The organism is Kribbella deserti, from assembly GCF_042434725.1.
Lineage (GTDB): Bacteria > Actinomycetota > Actinomycetes > Propionibacteriales > Kribbellaceae > Kribbella > Kribbella deserti.
On the sequence record NZ_JBHLTC010000036.1, the window covers coordinates 200,732 to 215,613 of the forward strand.

Below are 14,882 nucleotides of genomic sequence, written 5' to 3' on the forward strand. Positions count from 1 at the left end.
CAGGCGAATCGGCTTAGATCCAGCCGCGACGACTCGCCTGCACGGCCAGCTGGAATCGGCTGTGGGCGCCGAGCACCTCTTCGAGACGAGCGATCCGCCGGCCGACCGTACGAGCGCTGACGCCCAGGTCGCGGGCGATCGCCTCATCGGTGAGACCGGCCGCCAGGTAGGACAGCAGCTGCTGCTCATCCGAACCCGGAGCATCCAACGCGTCGACCACCTGAGACTGCGCTGACAGCGGCACGCCCATCTGCCAGAAGACTTCGAAGAGGCCGGCCAGGGAGTCGAGCAGGCCGGACTCGTGCACGATGATGAGAGACCTCCGTGCCCCTTTCTGGCCCGGAACCGACAACAGCGCACGCTTGTCGTCGAACAGCATGAGGTTGAGCGGCACCTGGGCGAAGACGCGCGCCTGCTCGCCGACCGCGATGCACTGATGAACTGCTGCCAGCCCTTCGAAGTCCTCAAGAACCGATACGCCGTACAGCCCGCGTGCTCGCACGCCGCGTTCCATGGCCGCAAAGAATCCGGCCGCCACGCCGGGCCGCGGGATCTCCATCCCGGTCTGGAGCTTCCGTGGCGAGACGGGGCCGATGCACAAACCGTCGACGGTCGAGGCCGTGTCATCCATCAGCTTGACCTCAACCGCCGCGCACCGCGCCTCGTCGGTGATGACCTCCACAAAGCTCGAGCGGTCGCCGGCTTCGCTCCAGATGTCAGCAAAAACCGAGGCGATCTGGCGAGTGGCGTCAGCAGCCCTCGCATGCGCTGCCGCCACCTGCTCCAACGGGATCCGGGGAGCGACAGCCTCGATCCCGCCATCATTGATTTCCAGTAGACCGATCGCGGCCAGCGCCTTCACCTCGTCCGCAGCAGTGGCGCAGTCCAAACCGGCACGCTCGGCCAGGACCTCCAAGCTCGTCCTCCCGCCCACGACGGCCGCGCGGTAAAGCGGCTCCGCTGCAGGTGAGAGAAAGGCCGCTGAGGACAACTCCATCTCGCCGTCTTACCACTTCCCGCACCTGCTGGGCGAGCACGAGAACCTCTCAACCCCAACAGCTCGCCCCGCAGTCACCGAGACCACACGTGCCGTAACCGCAGGCCTGGCAATCCGCACTTGGCACAACGGATGGGGGCGACGCCGGAGCGCAAGTTGCAGTGCGCTGAGTGGGAACATGCGCCTGACCTACGGTGACGTCTGGTGCCCCCGGCAGGATTCGAACCTGCGACGCACGGTTTAGGAAACCGACGCTCTATCCCCTGAGCTACGGGGGCCCGTCGCCGAAGCTTAGCTTAGCCAGGGGCGGGCGGTGGCTTGGCTCGGGATCCGGGCACGTCTGTTCCAGCGCGGTCTCTACTTACCGGTCCCGCGCGAGCTTCTCTTCATCCACTCGTGCGGTCTGGCGGTGGCACCCCGGCGGAGAAATTGGTGGTGTTTGGGGGTTGGGTGGAGATCGGTCGCGATATATCGTTGAGCTATCGGATCGGCTCGTTGAGGATGGTGGTCGGCATGACCGGATCGGCGCAGACAGTCGGGTGGCCTTGGCAGCAGTTGGCGCGGGACTGCTCGTTGGTGGCGGAGCTCAAGAAGGAGTGGCTGGCGATGAGCGGGCGGCGCGGGCATGGGGCGCACCCGTTCGGCGGGCCTTGGGACATGTTCGGGGGACCGGCGGGTTGGGCCGGCGGGCCGCCCGGTTGGGCTGGTGGACCGCGGGGATGGCGTGGGCAGAAGGCGCGGCGCGGGGACGTACGGGCGGCGATTTTGGCGGTGCTGGCGGAGCAGCCGATGAACGGGTACCAGATCATTCAGGAGGTTGCCGAGCGGAGCGGCGGAGCCTGGAAGCCCAGTCCGGGTTCGATTTACCCGACACTTCAGCAGCTTGAGGACGAAGGGCTCGTCACCGCGGACGCTGGTCCTGGGCGGCGGACGTTCACGCTTACCGACGAGGGGCGCGCGTACGTTGCAGAGCACGCGGATGAGGTCCGGGCGCCCTGGGAGGCGATGACCGCACCGGCCGACGACGACAACGGGCTGAAGCCGTTGCTCGGTCAGGTCGGTACGGCGTTGTGGCAGATCCACGCCTCGGGTACGCCGGATCAGCAGGCGCGAGCCCGCAGGGCGCTGGCGGATCTCCGGCGCACGCTGTTCGGGATTCTCGCCGATGACGATGACCAAGAGCAGGACCGGTCATGAGTCAGCGACATCCGGCGATGAGCCCGAGCCGGGTCGACTCGGCGCCACGCCGGGATTCGGTGCGGATCGGTGATGCCGAACGGGACGAGGCCGTCACCGCGCTCAGCGAACACTTCGTGGCCGGACGACTCACCCAGGAGGAGTTCGAGGAACGCAGCGACCAGGCGACGCGAGCGAGGTACGTCGGCGAGTTGTCGCCGTTGTTCGACGACCTGCCGGAGCCAGCTGAATCGACGGTCGCGATGGCGCCGCGGTCGCCGGGAAGCCGTCCGGATCAGCGGCGGTTCCGGGCAGGGCCGCCGCCGTTCGTGATGTTCGCGCCGATCCTGGTGGTCGGCCTGGTGGTCGCCGCCGTCGTACTGAGTGCGCCGTGGCTGCTGTGGATGTTCTTCTGGATCGCCTTGTTCAGCAGGCCTTTCGGCCACCGCCGCTGGCACCACCCGCATCACTCCCACCGCCACTGAGCCGCCACTGAACCCCGGCGGCGGATCGGCGTACCCGTCGGCGGATCGGCGTACTCGCCGGGACGCCGTACGGCCGATCCGACCTACCGCGTGCCGGACGCTCCTTCCCCACGAGTGGCCGGGCACTCCCTTCCCCCACGAGTGGACGCGTGCACACGCGACCACTCACGAGCAATGTCCACGACCACCGCCCGGGCACTATTGCGAACCCGCACAGTGGCGCCGGACCTTGGGGCAGGGCCTGGTCGGCTCTACGCTGGCCAGACCACCACCGGCGACGTCAGGACGACTTGATGAGTTCGACCAGACCACGACGACGTTTGCGTTCACTGCTCATCACCCTCGTGGTTCTCGCGGGCCTGGCCTTCGCCGCGGACCGCGTGGCCGAGTCGATCGCCGAAGACCGGGTGGCGGCGATCGCCCAGCGCGAGGCCGCGCAGTACGACGTACAGGCGAGCGATACGTCGGTGGAGGTCGCTGGGCTCGCGTTCTTGCCGCAGTTGGCGCGAGGCGAGTTCGACCGGATCACGTTGACCATGCGGGATCCGGTCGTCTCGTCGGTTCCGGCTGAGGACTTGACCGTCGTGATGACCGGGATCGACGTACCGCGCGAGGCGCTCACCGGCGGTACGTCGGCGGCGGTCCGGGCCAACGCGGCGGACCTTCGGCTCCGAGTATCTCCGGACGCCATCGCCAAGCTGGCCGCTCGCAGCGGACTGAACGGGCTGACCCTGCGAATCGCGGACGGCGAACTACAGGCGCGGATCGCGATCCGGGGGTTTGAGGCCGCCGCGACGGTCCAACCGCAGACGGAGAACGGCCGGATCAAGCTGGTAGTGGACAACGACGCACCAGCAGCCGTACGGAAAGCCGTGAACTCCTTGCTGGCAAGGGGAATCCCACTCCCTCGCCTCCCCTTCGGTACGACCCTTCAGCGGATCGGCGTGGACGGCCAGTCCGTCCTGCTCACTGCAACCGCAACCAACCTGGACCTCGCCACACCGTAGAAGATCTTGGTCAGCCGGGTTTCCGTGAGGCCGCCGAAACGTACCTGTACGGCGTCGATCAGCGCGCCTCGCCTATCGAGCATTGAGCTGTTCGTGGCCCGGGGGTACGGCGCCACCTCGCTGCAGGAGATCGCCGAAACTGCAGGGGTTGCCGTGCAGACGATCTACTTCGGATTCGGTTGCCAAGCCTGGCGCGCGCGACGGCGTCACAGCCGAGGACGCTGCCGACGTGCTGTACGGCCTACTCAGCCCTGAGCTCTATCTGGTCATGACCACAGAGCGAAAGTGGTCCGGCGATCAATGGCAGACCTGGGTCCTCGACCTACTCAAAACCCAACTCGTCCGCAACCGATAAGTTGCCGCAAGCAACGCGATGATTGCCAGCAGCACCTTTTCCGGTTCGCTCCCGATGCAGAGGCGGACCACCATGCCCGTCGCCTGACCAACACCCTCGCCCGCGAGTGGACGCGGCAGACGCGATCACTCGCGGGTCCTTGGCCGGAGTTCGGCCTAGCCCATCCGCTGGCTTAATCCGTCGACACCAGCCGGCCGAGGTGGCCTAGGATTGCGGCGGCAAGCGGTTTCCAGTGAGGAGTGGTATGACGCTCACCCAGCGGTGGTTCGCCCTGACCGAATCCGCCCGCACTGACGCGCTGCGGCAGGCTCGCGCCCGTTCCGGCGTACCGGATATCGCCGACCGGTCCGCCTGGGAGAAGCGTGATCCCGAGATGGCCGCCGCGATCATCGCGGAAGCCGCCAACGACGCGGACCAGCCTTGGCCGGCCACGCTGCTGTCGGATTACGCACGCTATTGGCGCGACGGCGTTCGCACGGCGTACGAGAACCCCGCGGGCGAGGTCAGACGTCGTACGGCCGCAGCGGTTGTCGCGGCGTCCCTGACCGGCGACGAGCGATACGTCGATCAAGCGGCCGACGGGTTGCTCCTGCTGTGCGAGCAGACCACCTGGTGCTGGGCCGCGCACGAGGTGGTCGCGACCGAACGCCACGAGGTGGTTCCCGATCAGGACCAGCCGTACCTCGATCTCGGGGCCGCGGAGACGGTCGCGATCCTGGCCTGGGCCGACCTGACGCTCGCCTCCGCCCTGGACGAACGCGTCCCCGGTCTTCGCCGGCGCCTTCGCGAAGAGGCGCGCCGCCGGGTGTTCCGGCCGTTCCTCGATGACCGTCGCTGGCATTGGCTCGGGCTGGACGGCCACCTGCACAACTGGAATCCCTGGATCCACGGCCAGATCCTCACCGCGGCGTTGTTCCTCGAACCCGAGCTGTCCACCCAGCAGGCCGTGGTCGACCTCGTTGTCGACGGCCTCGATCGCTACCTCGGCTCGTTGCCCGCGGACGGCGGCTGCGACGAGGGTTACGCCTATTGGTGGAACGGCCCGGCCCGGTTGGCCGAAGCGCTGGAGCTACTCGATCGAGTGACGAACGGCGAACTCGCTCCCTGGGATCTCGAGCCGCTGGCGGAACTCGCCCGCTACCCGCAACGAATGGCGCTCGGCGACGGCTGGTACGTCAACGTGGGCGACGGCCCAGCCCGCCCGGACGACGGCTACCAACCCTGGCATGTCCTGCACCGCTGGGGTGTACGGATCGACGACCAGGACGTACGTGCGCACGCCGCGGCCCACCGGCAGGCGGGCATCGCTCCCAAAGCGGGTCTCGGCCGCGCGTTGATCGGGCTCACGGACGACCACTGGCGGGACGCGCAACCAACAGCCCTCCCGTTGCCGGTGTCGTCCTGGCTGCCCGACGTTCAGCTCCTGGTCTCGCGCGAACAAGCTGGTACGACGAACGGCCTGGCCCTCGCGATCAAAGGCGGGCACAACGCCGAGAACCACAATCACAACGACGTCGGGTCCTACCTTGTCGCCCTCGACGGCACGCCCGTGGTGATCGACCTCGGCCAACCGACGTACACGCGTATCTCGTTCTCCAAGCGGCGCTACGAGCAATGGGTGGTGCGCAGCGAGTGGCACAACCTGCCGGTGATCGCGGGCCACGAACAACCGCCGGGTGCGGAATGGCGGGCCGGCGGGATCGACGTACAACAATCGCCTACCACGGATACGTTTTCGGCCGAGCTGTCGGCCGCGTACCCGGTGCCGGAGCTGGCCTGGCGACGGACCGCAACCCTCGACCGGCAGGCCGGGGCGATCCGTATCTACGACGAGTGGAACGACGTCGGGCCGACCGCGATTCACCACGTTCTGGCGGGCCCGCCGAAGGAACATCGCGCAGGTGAGTTGATCGTGGAAACCCTTGCGGGCAAGGCGATTCGGCTCACTTGGGATCCAGCACTCGGCGAAGGCATACTCGAACCGAAGGCCGTTGACGATGTCCTGCTCAGCGGCGTGTGGGGACCACTCGTGCACCGGCTGATCGTTCCCGTGAATCAGTCGCCGTTCCATCTGACCATCACCGCGCTGCAAGGAGAGCCCACGTGAATGACGCCCCGAACCGGGAAACCTGGGCGGCCACGGCCGACGGCCTACTGCTGTCGTTGCGCCCCTGGGCCTCACCCGACCACGCCCGGATCGACCTGCCCGGTCCGGCGAGCGCCTACGGCCGCGACAGCGATTCGCTCGAGGCGTTCGCCCGTTCGTTCCTGCTGGCTGCGATCCGCCTGCGCGGCGAGAACGGCGAGGACCCGCACGGCCTGGCCGACTGGTACGCCGATGGCCTTCGAACCGGAACGGACCCGGCCTCACCGCGTCGCTGGCCACGCCCGGACGAGCTTGGCCAGGCCAAGGTGGAGGCCTGTTCGATCGCGCTCGGGTTGCACCTGAGCCGGCCGTGGCTTTGGGATCGCCTGGCCGACACCGACCGCGAGCAACTTGTCGCCTGGCTGGGCACCGTGGTGGGCGAGCAGTATCCGCCGATCAACTGGGTGTGGTTCCAGATCGTGGTGGAGACGTTCCTCAAGTCCGTTGGTGGGCCTTTTTCGATGGGCGATATCGAGAGCGGCCTGGCCGTGCACGAATCGTTGTATCAAGGCAACGGCTGGTACGCCGACGGGCCCGAGCGGGCGTACGACCACTACAACGGCTGGGCCCTGCACGTCTATCCGTTGCTCTGGGCGGACATGGAGCCCGGGTTGTGCCCGCCCGGGCTGGAGACCGCCTGGCGCGAGCGGCTGACCGAGTTCCTGAACGCGGCCGTCCACCTCATCGGCGGCAACGGGGCACCGCTGGTTCAAGGCCGGAGCCTGACGTATCGATTCGCCGCGGCAGCGCCGTTCTGGGTCGGCGCGATCACCGGCGCGACGGACCTCTCCCCCGGTCTGGTGAGACGCGCGGCCTCCGGCATGCTCGGGCACTTCCTCGACCGGGGCGTGCCCGACGAGCGCGGCCTGCTCAACCTCGGCTGGTACGGCGAATGGCCCGCCATCGCGCAGTCGTATTCCGGGCCGGGCTCGCCGTACTGGGCGGTGAAGGGCATGCTCGGCCTGATGCTGCCCGCGGATCACCCGGTCTGGGCCGACGCGGACGAGCCACTTCCGGTCGAAACCGGGAATTTCGACCTCACGATGGCCGAACCGGGCTGGCTGGTCAGCGGCACCCGCGACGACGGCATCGTCCGGATCGTCAACCACGGCACGGATCACTCGAACCCGGGTGACCAGCGAGCGGATTCGCCGTTGTACGCCCGCCTGGCCTATTCGACCCACACGATGCCGCTGCTGGCCGCGGGCGCGTGGGACCAGGCCTTGGAGAACAGCGTCGCGATCGTTCATCCCGAACTCGGCCCAAGCCATCGCAACGGCTTCACCACCGCCGGTCCCGGTGTCTCGATCACCTCGGCCCATTGGGTGCGGACCAGCGAGGACAACGGGCCCGAGCACGGATCGGGCCGCGGCGGCAGCGTCGTACCGGGTCCGCGCCTTGTCGTCGGGTCCCTGCTGCACGGTGGCCAGGAGGTTCGCGCTGTTCGGGTAGATCCCGCAGCTGAGCTGGATCCCGCGTGGATGCTGGAGATCAGTGGTTGGCCGATCAGTGCGGAGGATGCTCCGGCAGGTTCCGCCGAGGAAGACCAGGCAGTTGTCGAGGGCAACGGCCTGCGTTCGTCGGTATCCGGCTTCGGCAACGCAGGTATCCGGCGGTTGGTGGATGCCGCGCCGACCGGAAGGCATACCGCCGTACCGCTTGTCACCGTCAAACCGCAGGCAGGCAGGGTGTATGCGGCCGTCGTCACCTTGGCTGGTACGGCGCCGGCCCCGCCAGAGGTCGAGGTTCGGCCGGACGGGACCGTCGTCGCGAACTGGCCGGACGGGACCACGTCCGCCCTGCTGCTAGAGGCCTAACATGATCGACGAGTCGCGAATGATGAGCTCGGGCGTGAGCAACACCCGCTGACTCGGTCGGCGCCGGCCTTCCAGTAACCGGGCCACCATCAGCTCGACCGCGGTCCGGCCGACCATCGCCTTGGGCGGCCGGACCGCGGTCATCGCCGGTTCGGCCAGCCCGGCCACCTCGTCGTCGTAGGCGATGATCGCCAGGTCGTCCGGGATCGACATGCCGAGCTCAACGCAGTACTGCGCGACGGCCATCGCGTCCGGGTCCGAGTGGATCATCAACGCGGTGGTCCCGGCCTCGGCACACCGCTCGAGGATCTGCGCGACGATCTCGCGATGACCCGGCTCGTCCATCCGGACCGACTCCCGCAGCACCATGCCGGCCGGAATACCGAGATCCGCGCAAACCAGCCCCCACCCGTGCGCCAGGTGCGCGGAGGTCGGGCTGCCCTTGGACAGCAGCAGCCCGATGTTGCGATGGCCGTGGTCGTACAGGTGCCGTACGGCGATCTCGGCGCCCAGCGAGTGGTCGCTGCGGACCCACTCGAGCTGGTACTTCGTCGGCGTCCAACGCGGCGGATGACGCTCCACCAGGATCACCGGCACGGGCAGATCGCCGATCCACTGGATCATCTCGCCGACGTCCTCGCCCTCGAGGTTCGGGGCAAGCAGTAGCCCCTGGACCTGCTGCGCCTCGATCAGCCGGGTGATCTGGCGACGATCCTCGTTCCAGTCGTACGTCGAGCCGCGGAGCTGGATGTGCACGCCTTGCGCTGCGGCGGCCGAACGGGCCCCGCTGACGATCGGCGGCCAGTAGTAGTCCAGCGAGGGCACCACCATGCCGATGGTGAACCGAGGGGCCGCCGAACCCCGGCGCCGGGCCGGTGCGGCGGGCGCGAGCTCGGTCGGCAGGGTCGCGCCGCCGTGCACCTTGGTCAGCAGGTTCTGCGCGGCTAGGGCAGCGATGTCCCGGCGGACAGTCAGCTCGCTGACGCCCAGCAACTGCGACAGGTCCTTCACCCGGACGGCCCCGTGGCGGCGGAGTTCCTCCATCACCCGCTCGTGCCGCTGCAGCCCGAACAGCCTGTCTTCGGACATCAGCTCTCCCTCGTGTTCGAGTCTGAACGTTTTTGGATGATTCGGATCGACCAGTAGATCTTATGTTCGAGCAAGACATCTCATGTTCACACACCGGAAACGGTAAACGCTTACTGAACCTTTCTGAACCAGGAGAGCCCGCTTGATCACGAAGCCGCCCACCGCCCTGATCGTGATGGACCGCGACTCGTTCGGGGCCCACTTCGATCAGGCCCGGCTGGACCGGCTGGCCGGTCTGGTGACGCTCGGCGACCCGGTCTGGATCGACGAGCTGGACTCGCCGACCGCGCGGACCCGGCTGGCCACGGCCGAACTGCTGTTCACGTCGTGGGGGGCGCCGCGCCTGACCCAGGAGCGGCTGGACGCGGCCGAGCGGCTCCAGGCGGTGTTCCACGGCGCCGGCAGCGTTCGCCCGCTGGTGGACGACGAGGTGTGGAACCGGCGGATCATCGTGACGAGTGCCGCCGACGCGAACGCCGTACCGGTCGCCGAGTACACCCTGGCGGCGATCATCTTCGCGGGCAAAAAAGCCCCGTTCCTCGCGGTCGACGAGCGTACGGCGTACCAGGGCTGGGGCCATCCGCGCGGTTATGGCGACCTGTCGAACTTCCGGCGCACGATCGGTATCGTCGGGTTCTCCCGCACCGGGCGCCGGGTGGTCGAGCTGCTCCGCGCGCTGGACGAACCAACCGTGCTGGTCGCCGACCCGTACGCCGATCCGGCCGCGGTCGCCGCGGCGGGTGGCAAACTCGTCGAGCTGGACGAACTGCTGCCGAGGGCCGAGGTGCTCTCGTTGCACGCGCCCGCGCTGCCGAGCACGCACCACCTGATCGGAGCCGCCGAACTCGCACTACTGCCGGATCACGCGACGGTCGTCAACACCGCCAGAGGCAGCCTGATCGATTCCGACGCGCTGGCGCGGGAATGCCGATCGGGCCGTCTGTTCGCGATTCTCGACGTCACCGATCCCGAACCCCTGCCGGGCGACTCCCCGCTGCGCTCGGTCCCCAACGTGATGGTCACCCCGCATATCGCCGGCTCACTCGGCACGGAGATCCGCCGGCTGACCGACCATACTCTCGACGAGATCGCCCGGTGGGTGGCGGACGAGCCGCTGCGCACCCGGATCACCGCCGAGGGTTTCGCTCTCAACGCCTAGTTTCACCCCTGCCCATCAATTGCAAGGAGTTTCGCCGTGAAGCGACACCTCGTTCCAGCCCTCGCCGCGGCCGCCGGCCTGGTCCTGCTCGCCGGTTGCGGCGGCGGTGACGACGGCGGCGGCCAGGCGGCCGACGGCCGGCAGATCCTCAAGGTCTCCTTGTGGAACTACGAGACGACCCCGGAGTTCAAGGCCCTGATCGACGGATTCGAGAAGGCCAATCCGGACATCGACGTGCAGCCGGTCGACATCCTGGCCGACGACTACGCCGAAAAGGTCACCACCATGCTGGCCGGCGGTGACACCACCGACGTGCTGACCATGAAGAACGTCATCGACTACGCCCGGTTCGGCACCCGCGGTCAGCTGCAGCCGCTGACCGAGGAGGCCAAGGCGCTCGACCCGGAGAAGCAGTCGGGCCTGAAGGCGTACGACCTGTCCGGTGAGTACTACGCCCTGCCCTACCGGCAGGACTTCTGGGTGCTCTACTACAACAAGACCCTGCTCCAGCAGGCCGGTGTACCCGAGTCGAAGCTGCAGAGCATGACCTGGGCCGACTACGCCGCGCTGGCCAAAAGCCTCACCAAGGGCAGCGGCGCGAACAAGGTGTACGGCGTGCACCAGCACACCTGGCGCTCGGTCGTCGAGGCCATCGCGGCCGCGCAGACCGGCGGCAACCTGCTGGGTGGCGACTACAGCTTCATGCGTGACCAGTACACGATGACGCTGGACCTGCAGAAGAGCGGTGCTTTGATGCCGTGGGCAACGGCCTCCAGCCAGAAGGTTGCCTACGACACCATGTTCTCCACCGGCAAGGCCGTGATGATGCCGATGGGCACCTGGTACGCCGCCCGGCTGCTGACCGACAAGGCCGCAGGCAAGCACAAGGTCGAGTGGGGCATGGCCCCGCTGCCGCAGCGGGAAGCCGGCAAGGTGAAGACGTTCGGCTCGCCGACCGCCTTCGCGGTGAACAAGAAGGCCAAGAACGCCGAAGCCGCGAAGAAGTTCGTCGTCTGGGCCGCCGGCGTCGAAGGCGCGACCGCGGTCGCCAAGGTGGGCGCCACGCCGTCCCTGCAGAGCCAGCAGATCCTCGACACCTACTTCGCCCTGCCGGGTATTCCGAACGACGCGGTGGCCAAGGCGGCGTTCAAGCCGGACGAGGTCGTGCTGGAGATGCCGGTCAGCGACAAGGCCTCGGACGTGGACCAGATCCTGACCGAGGAGCACGAGCTGATCATGACCGGTGAGAAGTCGCTGGACGAGGGCCTTGGCGAGATGGCCAAGCGAGTGAAGTCCGAGGTCGGCTGAGCCCCGTGACGATCTCTGCGACCGGACCGACGACCGCGGCCGCCCGCCGCCGGCACAGCATCAGGGTGGGCTGGAGCTTTATCCTGCCCAACTTTCTCGGCTTCGCCGCCCTGACGCTGGTGCCGGTACTGGCCTCGCTCGCGCTGTCCTTCCTGCACTGGGATTCCTACAGCACGCCGAAGTGGGTCGGCCTGGACAACTTCCGCCGGATGATCCACAACGACACCTTCTGGACGGCATTGTGGAACACCGTGTACTACGCGGTCGGCCATGTGCCGCTGACGTTGTGCGCGGCGCTCGGTTTCGCCGTACTGCTGAACCAGAAGCTGCGTGGCGTGCAGTTCTTCCGGACCGCGCTGTTCTTCCCGTACATCACGTCGCTGGTGGCGGTGGCCGTGGTGTGGAACATGCTGCTCAGCCCGGAACTCGGTCCGGTCAACCAGATGTTGCGATCGATCGGCATCGACAACCCGCCGGGCTGGACGACGTCGACGACCTGGGCGATGCCGGCCGTGATCGTGGCCAGCGTCTGGCGGGACCTGGGCTACTACATGATCTTGTACCTGGCCGGGCTGCAGACGATTCCGGGCGAGCTGTACGAGGCGGCCAAGGTGGACGGCGCGACCGCCTGGCAGCGGTTCCGGCACATCACCGTGCCGTCGTTGCGGCCGACCACGTTCTTCGTGCTGATCATGCTGACCATCTCCAGTTTCAAGGTGTTCGACCTGATCCAGGTGATGACCGAGGGCGGTCCGGGCCGCGCGACGCTGGTGCTGTCCCAGGTGATCTTCCGCGAGGGCATCACCCAGGGCCGCTTCGGCTACTCCTCCGCCGTTTCGATGGTCCTGTTCGTGATCGTGCTGCTGATCACGGTGATCCAGTTCCGCTTGCAGCGAAGGAGTGAGCGATGACCCTGACCGTCTCGCCCCCGGCCCCGGCCGACAGCCCTGCTCCCCCGCCGGACCAGCGGCCGACGCGCGAGCGGCCGTCCGTGCGGCTCGTGCTGGCGTACCTGTTGCTGATCGTGCTGTCGGTGGCGGTGCTGATGCCGTTCGCGTGGATGGTGTCGTCATCGCTGAAGCTGGACGCCGAGGTGTTCAGCGTGCCGATCCAGTGGATTCCGGCGGAGTTCCACTGGGACAACTTCACCAAGATCTGGGACCGGATCCCGCTGGCGACGTACCTGTGGAACTCGGTGTTCCTGAGCGTCACGATCACCGTGCTGCAGGTACTGACCGGCAGCTTCGCGGCGTACGGATTCGCCAAGGTGCGATTCCCCGGCCGCGACGCGCTGTTCCTGGCCTACCTGGCGACGATCGCCGTGCCGTGGCAGGCGTACATGGTGCCGCAGTACATCATCATGCAGAAGGTCGGCCTGGTGAACACGCATCTGTCGCTGATCCTGCTGCAGGCGTTCAGCGCCTTCGGGGTCTTCCTGATGCGGCAGTACTACCTGACGATTCCCGACGAGCTCAGCGAAGCGGCCCGCCTGGACGGCCTCAGCGAGTACGGCATCTGGGCGCGGATCATGCTGCCGCTGTCGAAACCGGCTTTGGCGAGTCTCGCGCTGCTCACGTTCGTGCACACGTGGAACGACTACATGGGCCCGTTCATCTACCTGACCGACAATAAGTTGTGGACGATCCAGCTCGGCCTGCGCTCGTTCGTCGGCCTCTATGACGCGGAGTACGCGATGATCATGACCGGTTCGGTGCTGTCCGTGCTGCCGATCCTGGTGATCTTCCTGCTCGGCCAGAAGTACTTCGTGCAAGGCATCGCGACGAGCGGAATGAAGTGACATGAACGATCCGGCCCGCCGCCTGACGCTCAGCGCCGACACCTGGGACCTGCTCTGGTCCTTCGTGCACCGAATCCTGGTGGTCAACCTCGGTCTGGTGCTGGGCTGCCTGCCGTTGCTGATCGGCCTGCTCGCGGTCGCCGAACCGTGGCGCTATCCGATCTTCTTCGGGCTGCTCGCGGTTCTTGCCGGACCGGCGGTGGCGGCCGCTTTCTCCTATTTGAATGAAGAGGATTCGCGGCCGCCGGTGCGGTTGTTCGTCCGGGCCTACCGTCGGCACTGGCGCCGCGCGTTGGCCGTCGCGGCCGTGGTGACCGCGCTGGTCGGTGTACTGGTGGCCGACATCGCCATGTTGTACGACGCGATGCCGGGAGCGGCCCTGGTTCCGCTGCTGGTGGTCTTGGCCGTTCTGCTCGTATCGGCGGGGTCCTGCGCACTCGCGCTACTGCCCGACTCGAATCTCGGACTGCGATCAGTAGCGCGAGTGGCCGTGTACGCGGCGGTGCGCGGCTGGCAGTGGAGCCTGGTCAGCCTCGTGGTGGCCGTCGTCGCGCTGGTCCTGGTGAATCAGGCGCCGCTGCTCGGGCTGACCACCGTGCCCGGATGCGCCGCTTGGGTGATGCTGATCAACGCCCGCTTCCAGCTGAACGCGTTGTCCTTGTCCGTCGTCCGGGTAGGTCAGCCGCCGGTGTAGGCGGCCACGGTCCGCGCGGCGGCTGCTCGCGCTTCCTCAGCCGGCTGACCGGCCGCGATGGCGGCCTCACCCCACGCCTCACCGCTTACCCGGCTCAACCGCAGGCCTTCTTCGGTCGCGCCGAACTCCGCGCCGTTCTCGATCGGCTTCCCGGCGAGATGCGTGGCCAGGGCCATCAGCGCCAACTCGTACCCGATGCCGACCGCGCCCGGACCGTATTGCTTCCAGTGGTCGTCCTCGTGGGCCAGGTGATCCAACTCGAACCTCGTACCGCCCGCGGGATCAGGCGTCAGCCGCAGTTCGATCCAGCTCACGGTGCCGCCGTACTCCCAGGTGGCGGCGAACATCGACGGCGGCTCGCACCGTTCGATCGTGCCACCGGCGTTGCCCTCCAGCTGATACCGGCCGCCCAGGCGCAGGTCACCCGTGACCGGCAGGAACCACCGCTCCAGCCGCTCCGCCGTCGTACAGGCATTCCACACCTCCTCGACCTCACCCGCGAAGGTCCGGCCGACGGTCACCACGTTCAGCTCACCGGCCTCCACCAGCTTCGAACCAACCTGGCGCCGGACCGCGTTCAAGTGCTCGCTCACCTCGATCATGCCCGCCAGTCTGACAACCCCAACTTATATAAGTCAACCCTAATCCTTCACCCCGAGCGACGACGCCAAAGAGAAGTCCTCCCTCTGCTCATTGCATACCGTTCATCGGACTCTTGTAACGCGGCGTGTCGGGGTTCATCGGACCCTTGTGACCAAGCTGCGGCGTGTCGTCGGACCCTTCCGACACGGCGTGTCGGGGTTCATCGGACGCTTGTGATTAAGGTGCGGTGTGTTGCGAGTGGTCGCGTC

General features: G+C 67.5%; 14 protein-coding genes and 1 tRNA gene. 11 read left to right on the plus strand and 4 right to left on the minus strand.

Going from position 1 to position 14,882, the window contains the following annotated elements:
- Positions 1 to 13 precede the first annotated feature (13 nt).
- Positions 14 to 916 carry a helix-turn-helix transcriptional regulator gene (locus ACFFGN_RS27740; protein ID WP_380053159.1) on the minus strand — a complete coding sequence of 301 codons (903 nt, stop codon included), beginning with the start codon at positions 914 to 916 and terminating at the stop codon, positions 14 to 16.
- Positions 917 to 1,199: 283 nt separating this feature from the next.
- A tRNA-Arg gene (locus ACFFGN_RS27745) sits at positions 1,200 to 1,275 on the minus strand.
- A 235-nt stretch (positions 1,276 to 1,510) separates the two neighbouring features.
- On the opposite strand from ACFFGN_RS27745, the gene ACFFGN_RS27750 reads away from it, so the two are divergent.
- The 6 genes from ACFFGN_RS27750 (at position 1,511) to ACFFGN_RS27775 (ending at position 7,983) form a co-directional block, all read left to right on the plus strand.
- Positions 1,511 to 2,194 carry a PadR family transcriptional regulator gene (locus ACFFGN_RS27750; protein WP_380053161.1) on the plus strand — a complete coding sequence of 228 codons (684 nt, stop codon included), beginning with the start codon at positions 1,511 to 1,513 and terminating at the stop codon, positions 2,192 to 2,194.
- Complete coding sequence (locus tag ACFFGN_RS27755) at positions 2,191 to 2,658, plus strand: DUF1707 SHOCT-like domain-containing protein (protein WP_380053163.1); 468 nt, start codon at positions 2,191 to 2,193, stop codon at positions 2,656 to 2,658. The genes ACFFGN_RS27750 and ACFFGN_RS27755 overlap by 4 nt, the downstream gene beginning before the upstream one ends.
- Positions 2,659 to 2,951: 293 nt before the next feature.
- On the plus strand, positions 2,952 to 3,665 hold the full coding sequence (locus ACFFGN_RS27760) for an LmeA family phospholipid-binding protein (protein ID WP_380053165.1): 714 nt from the start codon (positions 2,952 to 2,954) through the stop codon (positions 3,663 to 3,665).
- A gap of 93 nt (positions 3,666 to 3,758) precedes the next feature.
- On the plus strand, positions 3,759 to 3,920 hold the full coding sequence (locus ACFFGN_RS27765; protein ID WP_380053441.1) for a TetR family transcriptional regulator: 162 nt from the start codon (positions 3,759 to 3,761) through the stop codon (positions 3,918 to 3,920).
- A 344-nt stretch (positions 3,921 to 4,264) separates the two neighbouring features.
- On the plus strand, positions 4,265 to 6,127 hold the full coding sequence (locus ACFFGN_RS27770) for a heparinase II/III family protein (RefSeq protein ID WP_380053167.1): 1,863 nt from the start codon (positions 4,265 to 4,267) through the stop codon (positions 6,125 to 6,127).
- Positions 6,124 to 7,983 (plus strand): DUF2264 domain-containing protein, encoded by a 1,860-nt coding sequence (locus ACFFGN_RS27775; RefSeq protein WP_380053169.1) that lies wholly within the window; start codon positions 6,124 to 6,126, stop codon positions 7,981 to 7,983. Before ACFFGN_RS27770 ends, ACFFGN_RS27775 begins: the two co-directional genes overlap by 4 nt.
- Here ACFFGN_RS27775 and ACFFGN_RS27780 read toward each other — a convergent pair.
- Entirely contained in the window at positions 7,972 to 9,072 is a 1,101-nt protein-coding gene (locus tag ACFFGN_RS27780; protein WP_380053171.1) for a substrate-binding domain-containing protein, read from the minus strand. The two genes, ACFFGN_RS27775 and ACFFGN_RS27780, sit on opposite strands and share 12 nt — an antisense overlap.
- A gap of 142 nt (positions 9,073 to 9,214) precedes the next feature.
- Between ACFFGN_RS27780 and ACFFGN_RS27785 the strand changes: the two genes are divergently transcribed.
- The 5 genes from ACFFGN_RS27785 to ACFFGN_RS27805 are packed head-to-tail and all read left to right on the plus strand — an operon-like array spanning position 9,215 to position 14,031.
- Entirely contained in the window at positions 9,215 to 10,231 is a 1,017-nt protein-coding gene (locus ACFFGN_RS27785) for a hydroxyacid dehydrogenase (RefSeq protein WP_380053173.1), read from the plus strand.
- Between the two features lie 36 nt (positions 10,232 to 10,267).
- The gene (locus ACFFGN_RS27790) at positions 10,268 to 11,539 is read left to right on the plus strand and encodes an extracellular solute-binding protein (RefSeq protein ID WP_380053175.1); all 1,272 of its coding nucleotides are present in this window, start codon (positions 10,268 to 10,270) and stop codon (positions 11,537 to 11,539) included.
- 5 nt (positions 11,540 to 11,544) lie between these two features.
- Positions 11,545 to 12,450: a carbohydrate ABC transporter permease gene (locus tag ACFFGN_RS27795; protein ID WP_380053177.1), complete on the plus strand. Its 906-nt coding sequence runs from the start codon at positions 11,545 to 11,547 to the stop codon at positions 12,448 to 12,450.
- Positions 12,447 to 13,337, plus strand: a complete 891-nt coding sequence (locus ACFFGN_RS27800) for a carbohydrate ABC transporter permease (RefSeq protein ID WP_380053180.1) — start codon at positions 12,447 to 12,449, stop codon at positions 13,335 to 13,337. The genes ACFFGN_RS27795 and ACFFGN_RS27800 overlap by 4 nt, the downstream gene beginning before the upstream one ends.
- A gap of 1 nt (position 13,338) precedes the next feature.
- Positions 13,339 to 14,031, plus strand: coding sequence for a DUF624 domain-containing protein (locus tag ACFFGN_RS27805; RefSeq protein ID WP_380053182.1), 693 nt, complete (start codon positions 13,339 to 13,341; stop codon positions 14,029 to 14,031).
- On the opposite strand, the gene ACFFGN_RS27810 is transcribed toward ACFFGN_RS27805, so the two are convergent.
- A complete protein-coding gene (locus ACFFGN_RS27810) occupies positions 14,016 to 14,633 on the minus strand; it encodes an SRPBCC family protein (protein WP_380053184.1) in 618 nt (205 codons plus the stop codon). The genes ACFFGN_RS27805 and ACFFGN_RS27810 overlap by 16 nt on opposite strands.
- Between the last annotated feature and the right edge of the window lie 249 nt (positions 14,634 to 14,882).